At 39.9% G+C, this 17629-nt stretch carries 13 protein-coding genes; all 13 read left to right on the plus strand.

The window, feature by feature from the left end:
* Window positions 1–94: 94 nt before the first annotated feature.
* The 13 genes from RCG21_RS04520 (at window position 95) to lacZ (ending at window position 17445) form a co-directional block, all read left to right on the plus strand.
* Complete coding sequence (locus RCG21_RS04520) at window positions 95–1498, plus strand: L-cystine transporter (protein ID WP_308912903.1); 1404 nt, start codon at window positions 95–97, stop codon at window positions 1496–1498.
* 275 nt (window positions 1499–1773) lie between these two features.
* The gene (locus RCG21_RS04525) at window positions 1774–2154 is read left to right on the plus strand and encodes a GntR family transcriptional regulator (protein ID WP_133338158.1); all 381 of its coding nucleotides are present in this window, start codon (window positions 1774–1776) and stop codon (window positions 2152–2154) included.
* The gene (locus RCG21_RS04530; protein WP_133338160.1) at window positions 2151–3053 is read left to right on the plus strand and encodes an ATP-binding cassette domain-containing protein; all 903 of its coding nucleotides are present in this window, start codon (window positions 2151–2153) and stop codon (window positions 3051–3053) included. Before RCG21_RS04525 ends, RCG21_RS04530 begins: the two co-directional genes overlap by 4 nt.
* Window positions 3031–3768, plus strand: a complete 738-nt coding sequence (locus tag RCG21_RS04535; RefSeq protein ID WP_165976349.1) for a hypothetical protein — start codon at window positions 3031–3033, stop codon at window positions 3766–3768. Before RCG21_RS04530 ends, RCG21_RS04535 begins: the two co-directional genes overlap by 23 nt.
* A complete protein-coding gene (locus RCG21_RS04540; RefSeq protein WP_308912904.1) occupies window positions 3765–4493 on the plus strand; it encodes a hypothetical protein in 729 nt (242 codons plus the stop codon). The genes RCG21_RS04535 and RCG21_RS04540 overlap by 4 nt, the downstream gene beginning before the upstream one ends.
* A 193-nt stretch (window positions 4494–4686) precedes the next feature.
* Window positions 4687–5871, plus strand: a complete 1185-nt coding sequence (locus RCG21_RS04545) for an ABC transporter substrate-binding protein (protein ID WP_026573618.1) — start codon at window positions 4687–4689, stop codon at window positions 5869–5871.
* A gap of 294 nt (window positions 5872–6165) precedes the next feature.
* Window positions 6166–7398 carry a Zn-dependent hydrolase gene (locus RCG21_RS04550; protein WP_308912905.1) on the plus strand — a complete coding sequence of 411 codons (1233 nt, stop codon included), beginning with the start codon at window positions 6166–6168 and terminating at the stop codon, window positions 7396–7398.
* Window positions 7399–7516: 118 nt separating this feature from the next.
* Window positions 7517–9073 (plus strand): response regulator transcription factor, encoded by a 1557-nt coding sequence (locus RCG21_RS04555; protein ID WP_308912906.1) that lies wholly within the window; start codon window positions 7517–7519, stop codon window positions 9071–9073.
* Between the two features lie 12 nt (window positions 9074–9085).
* Entirely contained in the window at window positions 9086–10858 is a 1773-nt protein-coding gene (locus tag RCG21_RS04560) for a sensor histidine kinase (protein WP_308912907.1), read from the plus strand.
* A 178-nt stretch (window positions 10859–11036) separates the two neighbouring features.
* Window positions 11037–12323, plus strand: a complete 1287-nt coding sequence (locus RCG21_RS04565; RefSeq protein ID WP_308912908.1) for an ABC transporter substrate-binding protein — start codon at window positions 11037–11039, stop codon at window positions 12321–12323.
* Window positions 12324–12644: 321 nt separating this feature from the next.
* Complete coding sequence (locus tag RCG21_RS04570) at window positions 12645–13571, plus strand: carbohydrate ABC transporter permease (protein ID WP_133338242.1); 927 nt, start codon at window positions 12645–12647, stop codon at window positions 13569–13571.
* A complete protein-coding gene (locus RCG21_RS04575; RefSeq protein WP_133338172.1) occupies window positions 13564–14388 on the plus strand; it encodes a carbohydrate ABC transporter permease in 825 nt (274 codons plus the stop codon). Before RCG21_RS04570 ends, RCG21_RS04575 begins: the two co-directional genes overlap by 8 nt.
* A gap of 27 nt (window positions 14389–14415) precedes the next feature.
* Window positions 14416–17445: a beta-galactosidase, LacZ type gene (lacZ, locus tag RCG21_RS04580; RefSeq protein ID WP_308912909.1), complete on the plus strand. Its 3030-nt coding sequence runs from the start codon at window positions 14416–14418 to the stop codon at window positions 17443–17445.
* Window positions 17446–17629 lie beyond the last annotated feature (184 nt).

The raw sequence follows: 17629 nt of genomic DNA on the forward strand, positions 1-17629 counted from the left end.
AGACTGTGTATTATTCGAAGAGGGAAGAACTATATTATAATTCCTACTTGACCAATAGGAATAATTGTAATAAAATCCCCGTATACATAAAAAAATGGAAAAAGGGGGAATTATTTTGAATACTATTCTAGTAATAGTCAATTTAGTCGTTTTATTATTGCTTATTTCAGGTTTGTTCTTAATGCAAAAAAAGCATGTATCTTTTTCCAAACGTGTTTTCACTGCATTAGGTTTAGGTCTTATATTTGGTTTAGCTATTCATCAAATCTATGGAACAACATCGGATGTTACGATTAACACCATCGATTGGTTTAGTATTGTTGGAAGTGGATATGTAAAACTTTTACAAATGGTGGTCATGCCACTTGTTTTCATTTCCATTGTTGGTGCATTTACGAAACTAAAGATTACGAAAAATATTGGGAAAATCAGTTTCCTGGTTATTGGTTTGCTTCTTGGAACAACTGCTATTGCTGCAGCCATCGGTATTGGATCCGCACTTGGATTTGGGCTTGATGGTATTCATTTGAGCCAAGGTGACGCGGAGGCTGCTCGTAATGCAGAATTAAAGGAAACCGTTGTTACCGTGAAAGATGCGACAATCCCACAACAGATATTGCAGCTATTTCCGAGTAATCCATTTCAAGATTTAACGGGTGCACGTCCTACATCTACAATAGCTGTAGTTATTTTTGCAGCCTTTATCGGGATTGCTTATTTAGGAGTAAGAAAGAAGAATGAAGAGCAAGGGGAATTTTTCGCTAAAATTATAGATACCTTATACGCCATCATCATGCGAGTTGTAACACTTATTCTCAGATTAACGCCTTATGGGATTTTGGCAATTATTACAAAAGTATCTGCAACAAGCGATTACGAAGCCATTGCAAAATTAGGCAAGTTTGTTATTGCTTCTTACGCAGCTCTTATTCTTATGTTCATTGTCCATTTATTATTATTGTCACTTGCTAAACTCAGCCCGGTCCAATATGTTAAAAAAGGCTTACCAACCTTAACGTTTGCCTTTACTTCCCGTACTAGCGCAGGAACATTACCTTTAACAACAAAAACACTTACAAAGGATTTTGGGGTTTCCGAAGGGATTTCGAACTTTGCTGCTTCATTCGGACTTTCTATCGGCCAAAACGGGTGCGCAGGTATTTATCCGGCAATGTTGGCTGTAATGGTGGCTCCATCTGCAGGCATTAATCCTACAAGTCCATCATTTATTCTCACTCTAATCCTAGTTGTCGCCCTAAGTTCATTTGGTGTGGCTGGTGTGGGTGGCGGTGCTACTTTCGCAGCGCTGATTGTATTATCAGTATTAAATCTTCCAATTGCGATCGTTGGACTTTTAATCTCTGTTGAACCATTAATTGACATGGGGCGTACTGCGCTGAATGTCAGTGGTGCGATGACAGCTGGTGTCTTAACAAGTAAGGTCACTGGGGAGTTCGAAAAAGAAGTTTACCAAAATTCAAAAGTAATAGAAGCATAAATGACCATGACAGGCACCATGTGAATTTTTACATGGTGCCTGTCACTGTTCGTGGACAAGTTGAGCTTTTTGTCCTCTCTAGGAGGACAGTTGAAAATTATAGAAATAAATAACTAATTGATCGAATTGAAGGGTGTCTGTTTCATGCTGAGCATGATGACAGACGCTCTTTTTTATTTGTTGAAGTATTTTCCAAAAATGTATTGTTATTATTTGGGAATTATAATATACTACATTACAACACTAATGTACTGTGTTAGGGGAGGAGGAGAAGGGTGATTCCTCATTTGGATGGATCGAAGCCAATTTATGTTCAGATTTCAGAGTGGCTGGAGACAGAAATATTAAATGGAAATTTTGAAAAGGACCAAAAAATTTACTCCCAGTACCAGCTTGCGGAGATGTTTACTATTAATCCGGCGACAGCAGCAAAGGGTCTCAATATTTTGGCTGATGAAGAAATTCTCTATAAAAAACGTGGTCTGGGGATGTTTGTTGCAGAAGCTGCAAAGGACACAATCCTAAAAAAACGGAAAAACCAAACGCTTAAGCGCCTGGTTTTGGAAATCGTTATGGAAGCCGCAAGACTTAATGTTAGCAAGAATGAATTACTTGAAATGATCAGAAAGGAAGAAATAGGGGAGGAAGAGGAATGAATGTAATTGAATGCGATCGATTGATGAAGGTCTATGGGGAAGAAAATGCGTTAAACGCGATAACGTTTCAAATTGCTGAAAATAAAATTACTGGACTGATTGGCAGAAATGGTGCCGGGAAAACGACCTTGCTAAAAATCATTGCCGGTCATTTAAAAGAGACATCCGGTGAAATAAAGGTTTTTTCTGAAAATCCCTTTAACAATCTTAAGGTTTCGGCAAACCTAATCTTTATCCATGAGCAAATGACTCTTCCTTCAGCATTAGGTTTGATGGAGATTTTAGAAACAGCTGCTGGCTTTTATGAAAACTGGGATGAGGAGCTTGCTCATCGTCTTTTTGACTATTTCTCCTTTCACCCGCTGCAGCAATTTGATGGTCTTTCAAAAGGGATGAAAAGTACGTTTAAGATGATTTTAGGATTGGCGGCAAAATGCCCGATTACCATTTTTGATGAGCCAACATCTGGAATGGATGCAGCTGTCCGTAAAGATTTTTATCGCGCCTTATTAAAGGATTACATTGCCCATCCCCGGACGATTATCATTTCAAGTCATCACTTGAACGAAATAGAGGATTTAATCGAGGATATTCTGCTGATAAAAGACGGAAAAGAACTGCTTCATCTCCCGTCAGCTGATTTGAAGGAATGGGCAGTGGGGCTGCAGGGGAGTGCTGCTATTGTAACGAAATGGGTAGAAGATAGGGGAATCCTTTATTCCCAGGCGATCGGAGGGAATTATTTATATGTTGTGGTGAAAAATAGCTTTTCTCCAGCGGAGTTAAAAGAAGTTCGTGCAGCTGGAATTGAGATTTCGCCAGTGGACTCTAGTGACCTATGTGTCTATTTAACTGGTAAAACGAAAGGTGGAATTGATGGTGTCTTTATCAAATCCTAGTCTGGGTCATGTGGTCAAAAAACAATTTTGTTATAAACTCAAAGCCTATCAACAGGTTTTTACTACACTCGTCATTATTCAGGTGATTGCGATATTCTTTTCCTTTAATGGTGTTGGATCGATGGGTTCGGGTAGTCAAAGCATCAATATTGATATCCGATATTATTCAGCTGACATAGTCGTCGGTTTTACGTTTTTATGGGCGTTTGTTACCGCGATTAACCTAACGACAAAAGCGTATCGTTATGATGATTTCGCATTTATTACAAATAGAGTCAGCAGTAATTTATCGAATATACTGTTTCTGCTGGCGGCAAGTGTCATTGGCGGGGGCACATCAGTGCTTTCCACTTCTTTACTAAAGGTCATTATGGTGTATTTTAGAGGGGAGCAATTGGTGGCTTCTTCGAGCAAAATGTTTGTCCCTTCAGAATTTCTACTTGGTATTATGACCACTAGTTTTTATATTTTTCTATTTTGTGCATTAGGTTATTTTGTCGGGATGCTTGTTCAGATCAATAAAATATTTATCATTGTGCTGCCCGCTATTTTCTTAGGAATTGGGATTGGTAAGGAAAAACTGCTAATCAATCTATTTGCTATTTTCTTTACAGAGTCATCGCTTTTACTATTTATTGTTAAAATTGTCGTCGCTGTTGTATTGCTATTTTACGGGTCAGTGGTTTTATCCAATCGAATGGAGGTCAGGTCATGATGGTTGCAAACCTGATGCCGATTATCATCATTATAATTATCGGAATGATCATTGCCTTCTTTGTAGTAAAAATGATGAATGGAAGCGGTAAGCGAAAAGGCAGATATAATTTTAGAAAAAGAGTTTATTGGATTTTGGGAGGCTATATTACGGTTTTATTGGTCTGTTTTATTATAGATATTGCACATCCAGTTAACGGCATGATGACAGACCGAAAAATAGTTAAAGAAAAAGATCTTGCTCAAGAAAACTCGGAATTATATGTAGCAGCTTTAGAAGGGAAAATTGCTGAAACTGGAAACCCATTTGTCGTAAAAAAATGGGACTTTGATTATCAAGGGAAAAAGGTGAAAATCAGGACTGAAAACGGGGAGTTCTTTAATGCAAGAGTTGTAGTAGAACGGAAGAAGGAAAATGACGGGAAAATCGATGCCATCTACTATCATACAAGGTCAAGTGTGGATCAGCGGGAAATTACTGAGAAGAAGCGTCCAATTAGAATACAATTATCAGAGGATACACTCATGCTGGGGCAACCAGAAAGAGTCGAATTAAAATTCTCACAGTTTGAAAATGTCTTTACCATTAACCAATTTACCGGTACAGGCTGGTTCCAACATGAATCCAACTTCTACGAAGGCCAAGGCATCCTCTATCTCCAAATTCCAAAAAAACTTGACCTCAACGCACAATCCGAACTAGACCTTCAGTACGTAAACAACTAAAAGCGGTGACAGGCACCGTTCGTGGACATTTCGTGATTTTGTCCTTCTGTGGTGGACACTTGTTGCTGAAGTGGAAAAATTTAATTTTAAAAATTATTCTGAAAAAACATTGACAGGGCTGTCCATAAGTTATATTCTGAAAACATTAAAAATTACATCAGAGAGATAAAATCAGAAAAGGGAGATTACTAGTATGAAAAAGAAAATGGCAAAACTTTTTATGGCATCGAGCTTAGTGGCTGGAATTCTAGCTGGATGCTCAGGAGCAAATAGCAGTTCAGGTTCAGGCTCCGACAATAGCAAATCTATTAAAGTTGGGGTAAACTTGGAGCTCTCTGGCGGGGTTGCATCTTACGGTGAATCGCTGCTTGACGGGATTAATATTGCAGTCGATGAAATCAATAAAAAAGGTGGAGTTGACGGCAAAAAGATTGAGATGGTAAAAGTCGATAATAAATCAGATGCAGCCGAAGCAACCAACGGTGCGGTTAAGTTATCCAGCCAAGACCATGTAACAGCTATTATTGGAGCAGCAACCAGCGGTGACACCCTTGCACAGGCGCAAATCGCAAATGATACGAAGACGGTTTTATTAACACCATCGGGTACAGCCCCGAACGTAACAGTTGATGACAAAGGAAAGTTAAATGAATTTGTTTTCCGTACATCATTTATCGATCCATTCCAAGGAACAGTTGCAGCAAACTTTGCAGCACAAAAATTAAAGGTTAAAAACGCAGCCATTTTCGCAGACAGCTCTAGTGATTACGCTAAAGGTCTTTCTGCATCCTTCAAAAAGACTTTTGAAGCAGATGGCGGCAAGGTTATAGCAGAAGATGCTTATGTTGCTAAAGATACTGATTTCCGCTCTCAATTAACTCGTATTAAGGCGAAAAAGCCTGAATTCATCTTTATCCCTGGATACTATGAAGAGGTAGGTTTAATCATTAAGCAGGCTCGTGAATTAGGAATCACTGTACCGTTTATGGGTGCTGACGGCTGGGATTCTCCAAAGTTAATTGAAATCGCAGGAAAAGATGCATTGAATAACACTTATATTACAAACCATTATTCATCTGAAGACCCAGATAAAAAGATCCAAGACTTTGTTACACTCTTTAAAGATAAGAACAAGGGCGAATCACCAAATGCCTTCAACGCACTTGGCTATGATACCGTTTATATGTTAGCCGATGCAATCAAGCGTGCCGGCAGCACAGACTCAACCAAAATCAAAGACGAATTGGCAAAAACGAAGGATCTATCACTTGTAACCGGAATTGTATCCATTGATAAAAATCATAACCCAATTAAATCAGCAACAATCCTAGAATATAAAGATGGTAAACAAGTCTTCAATACAAAAATTAATCCTTAATAATGAAGAAAGAAGTGGAGGGGCAGCTGCCTCCCACTTTTTTTGTTAGGTAGAACTTTACATACTATAAAACAATTTATGGAAAAGATTTTATGTTTTGTCTAATGACATCGAGCTGGAATAGTATATAATTTTATATACAAGTCTGAATATTTACATAAAGGCATAACTATAATTGTTTGAAACAAGGATTACCAACACTTTTAAAACTGTATACGCTTACATTAACTTCTCGTATTACCAAGTGCTATGAAACTGGTCTGAAAATCTATCAGTAAAAAGGAGTGGTTAATCATGCAACGTCAAAAGTTATTGGTTAATGGAGAAAGACTTCACCAGGAGCTAGAACGGTTCGCGGATTTTGGCCGAACAGAAAACAATGGGGTCACCCGCCTCGCCCTTTCGGAGCAGGATCGTCTAGTAAGAAACTATTTCAAGTCCACCTGTGAAGAACTCGGCTTAACAGTTAAGATTGATGATATGGGTTGTATGTATGCCACACTTGCAGGAACGGAACAAAAACCTCCAATTGTCATCGGCTCACATCTGGATACGGTAAAAAAGGGCGGCCGCTTTGACGGAGTACTTGGGGTTGTTGCCGGATTAGAGGTGGTCCGAACCCTCGTGGAAAATGGCGTAAAGCCAAAAATTCCGATTACGATTGTGAACTGGACAAATGAAGAGGGAGCAAGATTTGAACCTTCAATGATGGCTTCCGGTGTCATTGCCGGCAAATTTGACAAGGCCACCATGTTACAAAAGAAAGACGCAGACGGCATTACCTTTGGAGATGCCCTAGAGAAAATCGGGTACGTTGGCGAAGAGGCAAACCGCTTGAAAGAAGCAACTGCTCTTTTAGAATTGCATATCGAGCAAGGACCAATCCTTGAAAAAGAAGCACTCGCCATTGGCGTTGTCGAATGCGTTGTCGGAATGGCCTGCTTCGAAATTGAAGTAACCGGTGAATCCGATCATGCTGGAACCACCCCAATGAATATGAGAAAAGATGCCTTATTTGCGACAAATAATCTAATCAATGAAATCCGCAGCCGCTTAGGCTCACTTGATGAGGACTTAGTATTTACAATCGGGCGGGTAAATGTTTATCCAAGTATCCATACCGTTATTCCAAATAAGGTCGTCTTTTCATTGGAAGCTCGTCACAAGGATACGGAAATTGTCAGTACCTTTAAGGACTTTGTACAAAGCCTGCCACATCTAGGCTTAGACGAAGGCTGCGATGTAAAAGTAACAAAGCTGTGGGAGCGTGACACGGTTTGGTTTAATGAAGAAGTAGTCAATCACTTAGAGCAATCTGCCCAGTCACTGGGCTATTCCAATAAGCGAATGGTCAGCGGTGCTGGACATGATGCTCAATTCATTGCAAGCCTTATTCCAACAGCCATGCTGTTCGTTCCAAGCAAAAACGGAAAAAGCCATTGCGAGGAAGAACTGACCACATGGGAAGAATGCGAAAAAGGTGTAAACGTCCTACTAGATACGACGCTCGCACTATTATCGAAATAAGAAATAAGGGAAATGCAGGCAAAAATTATGCCTGCATTTTTTTGTGCTAAAATGAGGTAATAGGACTACTCGGGAATTGCAGAATATTTGAAAACTTTTTAAGGAAGGGGGAATTAATATGACAACTCCAGAACTTTGCAGAACACTTATCGTAGATGATGAACTATTGATTAGACAAGGAATTAAACATTATATCGATTGGGAAAAGGAAGGTTTTTTAATTGTTGGGGAAGCCGCCAATGGTCAGGAAGCATTTGAATTAATTGAGACAGCGAATCCGCATATTATCATCACGGATATTGTAATGCCGATTATGGACGGGGAAGAATTAACGAGACTGGTAAAGGATAAATACCCCAATATTGAAATCATTATTCTTAGTAGTTTTGGAGAGTTTGATTACGTAAGGTCAACCTTTCAAAGCGGAGTCGTGGATTATATATTAAAACCGAAACTTGATTCTAACAGCCTGTTACAGGCATTAAATACGGCCCGGGAAAGAATTCCCTCGCTTCAAGATGTGGGAAATCAGGTAGAAGCCAATCTTTCTATCGGCCAAATCATACAAAAATTGATTTCAGGATACGAGGCCGATTTTGATTCGGTGACCATCTCCAAAGCTTTTCCATATCGTCACTTCTGTTTATTAGGTGTTGACGTGAAGAATCATCCATCAAAAGGAACGGTTGAATTTACGGAAAGAATTAAAGAAAATATCGAAAATGCTCTCAAAACAAACGTAAAAGAGGCCGCATGCCACTTCTTTCCCTTTGACCAGGCAATCCAGGTATTTCTCATTAATTTTAATACTGAAGGAATGGACAAGGTCATAGAACTGGCTAGACAACTGGCAAAGTCCGATTCTAACATTGGTTTCGCCTTAACAGAAGCATTCGACCATTTTTCTCAACTTGGCAAACAATGCAAAGAAGATCTAATAAAGCTATTAAATTATCGATTCTATTTGCCAGATGTCCCACTTTTAATGGAGAAAAGTCTACCGAAACTACCTCCTAAAAGTGACAATTTTAATCTGGATTGGTTTACAAGTGAGTTTAAGCGCAGGCAGTTTGATTCAGCTTTAAGTTATTTAGTCGATCATGTTCAATCAGTATCTAGCTGCTATACGATGGATGTCTTTGAATATAAAGCTTTCTTTGGAAACATCATTTTTAACATCACTGTCCTCCTTAACAATATGGAATATGATGTAAAGGAATTAGAGAACGCAAGATATTCCTACTTTCGGGCGATTGATGAAGCTCAAACGGCAGGTGAAACCGTTCAACTGCTGAATCGTTTTATTGAGGAAGTTAAGAAATGCATCAATTCTGCCCAAAATCAGCCTGAAAATATTAATATGAAAAAACTAATGGAATACATGAGGGAGCATTATGCACAACCACTAACCTTAAAGGAAGTAGCAAAGCATTTTCATTTTAATCCTTCTTATCTTTCAAGCTATTTTTCTGCACATAATAATGAAGGATTTATTGAATATTTGAATAGAATTCGGATTGAGGAAGCTGTAAAACTGTTGATAAAGGGTGAAGCAAACATTTCCGAGATTAGTGCGATGGTTGGCTATTCCGATCATAGTTATTTTTGTAAAGTATTTAAAAAAATAAAGGGATTGTCTCCCAGCCAATTTAAGCGAAAACAAAACTTCAGATAAGAGATGGTAGCAATGAGACTCGTTCCTGAACGCCTTAAACATAATGGTTTATTTATTAATATGTTCCTGATCACAATGGTCATTATCATCATTGTTTCCACCACCATTGCGTGGACAACCATTCAAATGGCCGAGCAATTCTTTTTTCAAAGATTTAGTATCATGAATGCTAAAGTAATGAACCAGGTAAAAGATCGTTTTGAAACATTTAATTACTCGATCGTTACATCCGCAAACAATATTCTTGAGAGTGGGACAATCCGCTCCGTACTAACCGAAAAACAAACTACTGTCCAACAAATGACCTCTTTTTATACGGTGGGGCAGCAGTTAAAACACATCCAATCCAATTTGGACCCATATGAAATAGAAATAATCCTTTTAGGTAGGAATGGAGTAAGCTTCCGAACAGATCGGAATGTTTGGACGATTTCGGATCAAGAATTGAAAAACAGTACTCTTGTCAGGAATACTATTGGGCAGCCAAAAAAGTTGATGTACCAATACGATCAGCGGCCCAATGCAGCTTCTGAAACAGGGGATCAGCGGTTTATCGTTGCTTCTAAGGCCTTAATGGATCGGATTTCCGGAATCGTCTATGGGTCAATGTATTTTGCCATTCGAGAAAATGAATTTCGTCAATTCTATAGCAACTATACAAGCCCAGGTAATCATGTGTTTCTAGTGGATAGGTCAGGCGGTATTGTCTCGAGTGATCGAACGAAGCTTATCGGAGAAAAATCAAAAGAGCTTTTAGGTTATGCGGATAAGTTGAAAAATCAATCACACCAATATATCGTCGGCAAATTTATGGGGAAGGATCAAATCATTTTAATGGACTATCTCCCTCAATTTGATATGTATTTGTTTAATATTATCGACAAGCAAACTGCATTCGGCGATTTAATTGACAAAAAGGCGATTGCACTTGTTGCAATGGCGATAGTCTTGCTGGCGCTCATGATTGTTTTCCTTGCCTCAAGAAGGTTAACGAACTCGTTAACAAGCCTGGTCAAGCAAATTGGAAGTGCCCCAAAACACGATTTCGATAAGTATGTTTCCGTATCAGGTACGTATGAAACAAGGCAAATTGGCATTGCCTTTAATTCTATGCTTGATGAATTGCATGAGTATGTCGAGCAATTGATATTGTCGCAAAAGGAAAAACGAAATGCAGAACTGGCGGCCCTGCAGCAGCAAATAAACCCTCATTTTTTATACAATACACTGACTTCCATTAAATTCATGGTAAATCAGGGTGAGAAGCAAGAGACAGAAGCGACCATTCATGCCTTGATTTCCTTACTGCAAAATACAATCGGTAATGTGAGTGAAACCATCTCGGTTAAGCAGGAAATTGATAATCTGAAAAACTATGTATTAATTAATCAAAAACGCTATGGTGACCGGATCAAGGTCAACTATTTTCTAGCGCCAGATTGTATGGACTTTCAAATTCCGAAACTGATTTTACAGCCGTTTATGGAGAACTCATTTTTCCATGGGTTTAACCGGAAAGCGGAAGGTTACATTAATGTATTGGTATGGAGAGATAGTGAAAACTTGATTTGTGAAGTAGTCGATAATGGGGATGGTATGGAAGTTGGGGTCGATAATTCGATTCCGAAAACAAAGCGCAAACAACAGCTTTTCTCAGGCATTGGTGTACGGAATGTCCATGAGCGGATTCAGCTGATTTATGGGGAGGATTTTGGTGTAACGATTTCTAGTGAGATCGGAAACGGGACAAAGGTTCGAATTCTCTTGCCCATTCATTCAATCTAAAAAAAGTCTTACTATCTAAAAAAAGTACAAATTTAGGGAATGTAACCGTATTCATTTTACAAAAATATTACAAATAAAGAAAAATATCGTCCTAACGTCTACAGTTGGGCAGATGCTAACATTAGGTATGTAAGGAGATAACGCTTACATACCTTTTTAAAATTGGGGGGAAATATCGATGAAGAAAGTACTTGCACTGTTATTAGTAAGCATACTGTTATTGTCTGCCTGCTCTTCTGGAACAAAAGAGAAAACTTCCGGCAGCGCGAAAGACACAAAAGAAATAACCGTATTGGCTTGGGATCCTAATTTTAACATCAAAGCAATGAATCTAGCAAAAGAAGCTTACAAGTCCGTTGATCCAAAGCTCAATATTAAAGTCGTTGAAAACGCTCAAGCGGATATCGTTCAAAAGCTCAACACTTCATTAAGCTCTGGTACAACAAAAGGGCTGCCAAACATTGTATTAATTGAGGATTATCGTGCGCAGAGTTTCCTTAAAGCATATCCAGACGCATTCTATGATTTAAGCAAAACATTTAATGCTGATGATTTTGCTCAATATAAACTAGCTCCAACCAGCTTGGACGGCAAGCACTACGGACTTCCGTTCGACACTGGTGTTACAGGACTATATGTAAGAACAGATTATTTGAAAAAAGCAGGCTACACAATCGATGATTTAAAAGGTATCGATTGGAACAAATATATTGAAATTGGTAAAAAAGTAAAAGCTGCAACTGGTAAAGAAATGTTAACGCAGGATCCAAAAGACCTTGGACTTATCCGTATGATGATCCAATCTGCCGGTTCATGGTATTTAAAGAACGATGGAACAACACCTGACCTAGCGGACAACGCTGCATTGAAAGATGCCTTTAAAACTTATAAAGCGATTTTAGATGCTGGTCTTGTTAAACCGGTTTCTGACTGGAGCCAATTTGTTGCCGGCTTTAACAGCGGGGCAGTTGCTACTGTTCCAACTGGTAACTGGATTACCGCATCCATCAAAGCAGAGGCGTCACAATCTGGCAAGTGGGCAGTTGCTCCGCTTCCAAAGCTTCCTGGTGTAGAAACTTCTGTTAATGCCTCTAACCTAGGCGGCAGCTCATGGTACGTTCTAAATGTGCCAGGAAAAGAAAAGGCAGCAGAATTCTTAGCAAAAACCTTTGGTTCTAATGTTGATTTTTATCAAACATTAGTTAAAGAAATTGGGGCAATTGGAACTTACAAGCCGGCTGCTGAGGGTGAGGCTTATAAAGCAAGTGATGAATTCTTCGGAGGTCAAAAAGTCATTACTGATTTTGCAAATTGGACTACTCAAATTCCTCAAGTAAACTACGGCTTACACACTTACGCTATTGAGGACATTCTTGCTGTTGCCATGCAGGATTATTTAAAAGGTAAAGACCTTGATAAAGTGCTCACAGATGCTCAAAAGCAAGCGGAAGAGCAAATTAAATAAATTAATTTAGGCTGTGTTAAAGAACAATGCCGATTTTGGAACAACGTTGATTGGAGCGGAAGGCACGAAGACTCCTGTGGGAGTACGGGGCAGGGGAGACCCGCAGGAGCGAAGCGACGAGGAGGCTCCCCGGACCGCCCACGAACCGCTTGTGCCTGGAGTGGAAATCAACAACTAACTTTAACAGAGCCATATTTTAAAAAAACAATGAGAACTTTAGCCTCAGGAATTCGCTAGCTTCTCCTACTCGGTTTAATGGAGCAAACTGATGGGCAGGCGGGATTTCCGGGGCTTTTTCTTTAAAGGTAAAGGAGTTGATTGATCGTGATACCCGCAAAAGCCGACAAAAGCCTTCCATTAGTAAAATCCAATCGTAACCTTCGGGTGAAAAATACCTTGATTGGCTGGTCCTTTATTGCTATTGCAACCGTAATGATTGGTTTATTTTATTTCTACCCGATGATTCAATCCCTCATCCTGTCCTTTAAGTCAGGTACTGGAGTCAGTTTGAAATTTGTAGGTTTTGAAAATTACGTTCGTTTATTCAAGGACCCAGTGTTCCTCACCACCGTAAAAAATACCGTGATTTACTTGATCATTCAAGTGCCAATTATGATTATTCTCGCTTTATTTCTATCGGTTTTGCTGAATAATAAAAAACTTAAGCTAAAGGGTTTCTTTCGGACCGCAATCTTTTTACCGTGTGTAACTTCCCTTGTTGCTTATTCCGTTATTTTTAAATATTTATTTGGTCAAGATGGCATCATTAACTTCATGCTCATGAAGATTGCGCTTATTTCAGAACCCATCCAATGGCTGACAGACCCTTTTTGGGCGAAAATTACGATTATCATTGCGATTACTTGGCGCTGGACAGGGTATAACATGATTTTCTTTTTATCCGGTTTGCAGAACATCGATGAATCCATATATGAAGCGGCCAAAATTGATGGGGCCTCGTCCATTCAGCAATTTTTCAAAATAACGATTCCCATGATGAAGCCAATTATCTTATTTACAACAATCACATCAACAATTGGTACACTGCAATTGTTTGACGAAGTTATGAATATTACCAAAGGCGGACCAGGAAATGCGACGATGACCATTTCTGAGTACATCTATAATGTCTCATTCAAATATACACCTGATTTCGGTTATGCAGCGACGGTCTCTTACGCCATTGTGATTTTAATTATCTTTTTCTCTATTATTCAGTTCAAAGTAGCAGGTGATAAAAATGACTAATCTTAAACGTGTATTCAGCTATGCAGTCCTTATCATCGCTTCAATTATTTCGGTTTTTCCATTTTTATGGATGATTGTCAGCTCAACGAATAGGTCCGTTGATGTAACAAAGGGCAGATTGCTGCCTGGCAGTCATTTTATGCAAAATCTTCATAATTTGTTGGATACAGCAGACCTTGGCACAGCGTTAATGAATTCAGCGAAGATTTCCATTACTACGACCGTATTAGCGATGCTCATCGCCTCCTTGGCCGGCTATGGTTTTGAAATTTATAAAAGCAAAGCAAAGGATGTCGTGTTTAATATCTTATTGCTTTCAATGATGATTCCGTTTGCGGCTTTAATGGTACCGTTATTCCGAATGTTCGGAACGATTTCACAAACAGTCCCAGTACTTGGAATCGATACACTTACAGCTGTCGTATTGCCGACTGTCACAACGGCCTTTCTAATTTTCTTTTTTAGACAAAGCACAAAGATGTTTCCAAAAGAAATTTTGGAAGCCGGCCGGATTGATGGTTTAACGGAACTGGGGTTATTCTTTAGAATTTATATTCCAACGATGAAGACCTCTTATTCCGCGGCAGCCATCATTACCTTTATGGCTAGCTGGAATAGTTACTTATGGCCGCTCGTAATTTTACAATCACCTGAAAATCAGACAATTCCATTACTGATCTCCAATCTCGGCTCTAGTTACGCACCCGATTATGGAATTATTATGACAGCGATTGTCATTGCAACCTTGCCGGCGGCGCTTATTTTCTTCCTCATGCAAAAGCATTTTGTTGCAGGGATGATGGGTTCAGTGAAATAAATGATCGAGATAGGAAGGAAAATCACAATGACCACAATTCCAACAATTAATTGGCTTACGGACGTAAATGTGTTTGCAGTTAATCGTCTTCCTGCACACTCTGACCACAAGTATTATGAGACGCTGGAAGAGGCAAAAAGTACTGTGCCGATGGCGATGCGACATGTTTTGAACGGAGATTGGAAATTTAATTATGCAGTAAATCCAGCGTCGAGACCGGAGCCTTTTTTCAAAAAAGACTTTGATTGTTCAGGCTGGGGGAATATTACGGTCCCAGGACATATCCAGCTTCAGGGCTATGGGAAACCTCAGTATGTTAATACCATGTATCCGTGGGATGGGCATAATGAAATCCGCCCACCTGAAATACCAATGGATCAAAACCCGGTTGGCAGCTATGTGAAGATGTTTCAACTTCCGGACAAAATGAAAAATAAACCTGTATTTATCAGCTTCCAGGGGGTGGAATCCGCCTTTTATGTGTGGTTAAACGGTGAGTTTGTCGGCTACAGTGAAGACTCTTTTACTCCAGCGGAATTTGAACTTACTCCTTTTTTAATAGAAGGAGAGAATAAGCTGGCGGTTGAGGTGTATCAGCGCAGTACGGGAAGCTGGCTCGAGGATCAGGATTTCTGGCGTTTTTCGGGAATCTTCAGGGATGTCTATCTTTACACGGTGACGGAGATTCATGTTCAGGATCTTTTTATCCGTACAGAGCTGGACAAATCTTTTTTAAAAGGAGATCTTACCGCGGACCTGAAATTTTTATCGGGACCTCCTGCGAAAATTGTAGCTGAGTTGTATGATGCAATGGATAGATTAGTAGTCTCAGTGAATGGTTCTCTTGCGGGAGATAAAGGATCCATTTCGCTTTCTGTCGATGCACCGAAGCTGTGGAGTGCGGAGGATCCTTATTTATACAAACTATATGTTCAAGTTATTAACGAGAAGGACCAATTGGTAGAGGTTATCCCGCAAAAAGTGGGCTTCCGCAGATTTGAGCTCGTGGATAAAATCATGCACCTTAATGGTGAACGCATTGTGTTTAAGGGTGTGAACCGCCATGAATTCAATTGCCGCCGCGGCCGGGCAGTAACAAAAGAAGATATGCTCTGGGATATTAAAACGCTGAAGCAAAACAACATTAATGCGGTACGGACCTCCCATTATCCAAATCAGAGTGATTGGTATGAGCTTTGTGACGAATACGGGATTTATGTGATAGATGAAATGAATTTAGAAACGCATGGGTCGTGGCAAAAGATGGGGGCCGTTGAGCCATCTTGGAATATTCCGGGTAATAGACATGAGTGGCAGGAAATTGTCATGGACCGGGCGATATCGATGGTAGAACGAGATAAAAACCATCCTTCCATTTTGATTTGGTCTTGTGGAAATGAATCATACGCAGGGGAGGTGATTCTCAATGTCTCCCGCTATTTCAAATCTGTTGACCCAAGCCGGTTGGTCCATTATGAGGGAGTATTCCATAATCGCGATTATAATGAGACAAGTGATATGGAAAGCAGGATGTATGCGAAGCCTGCGGATATTGAAAAATATTTATCGGAAAATCCAGAGAAGCCTTACATTAGCTGCGAATATATCCATGCGATGGGAAATTCGCTTGGCGGAATGCATAAATACACGGAGCTGGAACGGAAATACCCGATGTATCAAGGCGGTTTTATCTGGGATTATATTGACCAATCAATTATGAAAAAGGACCGATATGGCAAGGAGTTTTTAGCTTACGGCGGTGATTTTGATGATCGCCCAACAGACTACGGGTTCTGTACGAACGGAATCGTCTATGCAAATCGGGAGCTGTCGCCAAAAATGCAGGAAGTAAAGTTTTTGTATCAAAACGTGAAGCTCACACCTGACAAAAATGGCGTGACGATTACGAATGAAAATCTTTTCATTGATACATCAGATTATGATTTGGAATATGTCCTTCATCTTGAAGGGAAGGAACTCTACCGTAAAAAGCTTGATTTTGTTGTTGCTCCTTTGAGTGATGGACGGGTGGAATTTGACTGGCCTGAAGAATTAGAAAGCTCCCCGGGTGAGTATTGTGTCCATGTCTTCTTCAGGTTGAAGGAAAAACAGCTTTGGGCAGATGCCGGTTATGAGATTGCCTTCGGACAATATGTGTTTAAGGGGGAAAGTTTAATTGAGACTCCTCCACCTGAAGGGGAAATCAGGGTTGTCCATGGCGATGTGAATATTGGTGTGCATGGCAGGGATTTCTCGGCAATCTTCTCGAAACAGGCTGGCAGCCTGATCTCACTTAATTATGCCGAAAAAGAAATGATTGCCTATCCTCCTGCGCCATTATTCTGGAGGGCAACTACGGATAACGATAGAGGTTTTTCACAAGATTACCATTCTGGGGTTTGGTATATGGCAAGCTTGGCCCGAAAATGCGTTGGTTTTGAAGTGGAGGAGATGGAAGGCTTTGTTACGATTTCCTTTACTTATAAATTTTCGATTAGCGATGCGGCAGATGTAAAGGTAGCCTACAGGGTGTATCCAGAAGGCAGCATTCGCGTGAAATCAAGTTATCACGGAGTAGAAAATCTCCCGCAGATGCCGACTTTCGCCCTTGCTTTTAAAGTGCCGGCGGAATATGACCAATTAGAATGGTATGCGATGGGGCCTGAGGAAAATTACGCTGATCGCAATAATGGAGCAAGGCTCGGTCTTTTTAAGAATACGGTTGCCGATAATCTTTCTGGTTATGTAATGCCGCAGGAATCGGGGAATCGGACCGGAGTTCGACGGGTAAATCTTACAAATCAGGACGGACGGGGAATTCGGATCTCCTCTGTCAGCGAACCGCTAGAGTGCAATTTTTCACCCTATACGGCGTTCGAACTCGAAAATGCGAAGCATCATTATGAACTGCCAAATATCTATTATACCGTCGTAACGATTGCAGGTAAGCAGATGGGAGTTGGCGGGGATGACAGCTGGGGGGCGCCGGTGCATGATGAGTACTTAATCCGAGCCGATCAGGATATGGAATTTGAGTTTAGGATTCAGAGAATCTAAATAATAAAATTACTAAGTTTGTATCTTACAAAAGACATAGAAAAAATACAAGAAAGGAATGGTAATTTTATCTCTCTTCATTTTAGGGGGTGATGACACTGATCTAATTTATAAGCAACTGTTCATAAACTTTTGTTTATGGAATGCGGCTAAGGATAATGATCTTTACCATCCTAGTAGAATT

The sequence above is a fragment of the Bacillus salipaludis genome (genome assembly GCF_030938565.1).
GTDB classification, from domain to species: domain Bacteria; phylum Bacillota; class Bacilli; order Bacillales; family Cytobacillaceae; genus Neobacillus; species Neobacillus salipaludis_A.

What these genes read in the sequence shown, in the direction of transcription:
- RCG21_RS04520 (WP_308912903.1), top strand. Translation starts at nt 95, where the DNA reads ATGGAAAAAGGGGGAATTATTTTGAATACTATTCTAGTAATAGTCAAT.
- RCG21_RS04530 (WP_133338160.1), top strand. Translation starts at nt 2,151, where the DNA reads ATGAATGTAATTGAATGCGATCGATTGATGAAGGTCTATGGGGAAGAA.
- RCG21_RS04535 (WP_165976349.1), top strand. Translation starts at nt 3,031, where the DNA reads ATGGTGTCTTTATCAAATCCTAGTCTGGGTCATGTGGTCAAAAAACAA.
- RCG21_RS04540 (WP_308912904.1), top strand. Translation starts at nt 3,765, where the DNA reads ATGATGGTTGCAAACCTGATGCCGATTATCATCATTATAATTATCGGA.
- RCG21_RS04545 (WP_026573618.1), top strand. Translation starts at nt 4,687, where the DNA reads ATGAAAAAGAAAATGGCAAAACTTTTTATGGCATCGAGCTTAGTGGCT.
- RCG21_RS04550 (WP_308912905.1), top strand. Translation starts at nt 6,166, where the DNA reads ATGCAACGTCAAAAGTTATTGGTTAATGGAGAAAGACTTCACCAGGAG.
- RCG21_RS04555 (WP_308912906.1), top strand. Translation starts at nt 7,517, where the DNA reads ATGACAACTCCAGAACTTTGCAGAACACTTATCGTAGATGATGAACTA.
- RCG21_RS04560 (WP_308912907.1), top strand. Translation starts at nt 9,086, where the DNA reads ATGAGACTCGTTCCTGAACGCCTTAAACATAATGGTTTATTTATTAAT.
- RCG21_RS04565 (WP_308912908.1), top strand. Translation starts at nt 11,037, where the DNA reads ATGAAGAAAGTACTTGCACTGTTATTAGTAAGCATACTGTTATTGTCT.
- RCG21_RS04575 (WP_133338172.1), top strand. Translation starts at nt 13,564, where the DNA reads ATGACTAATCTTAAACGTGTATTCAGCTATGCAGTCCTTATCATCGCT.
- lacZ (WP_308912909.1), top strand. Translation starts at nt 14,416, where the DNA reads ATGACCACAATTCCAACAATTAATTGGCTTACGGACGTAAATGTGTTT.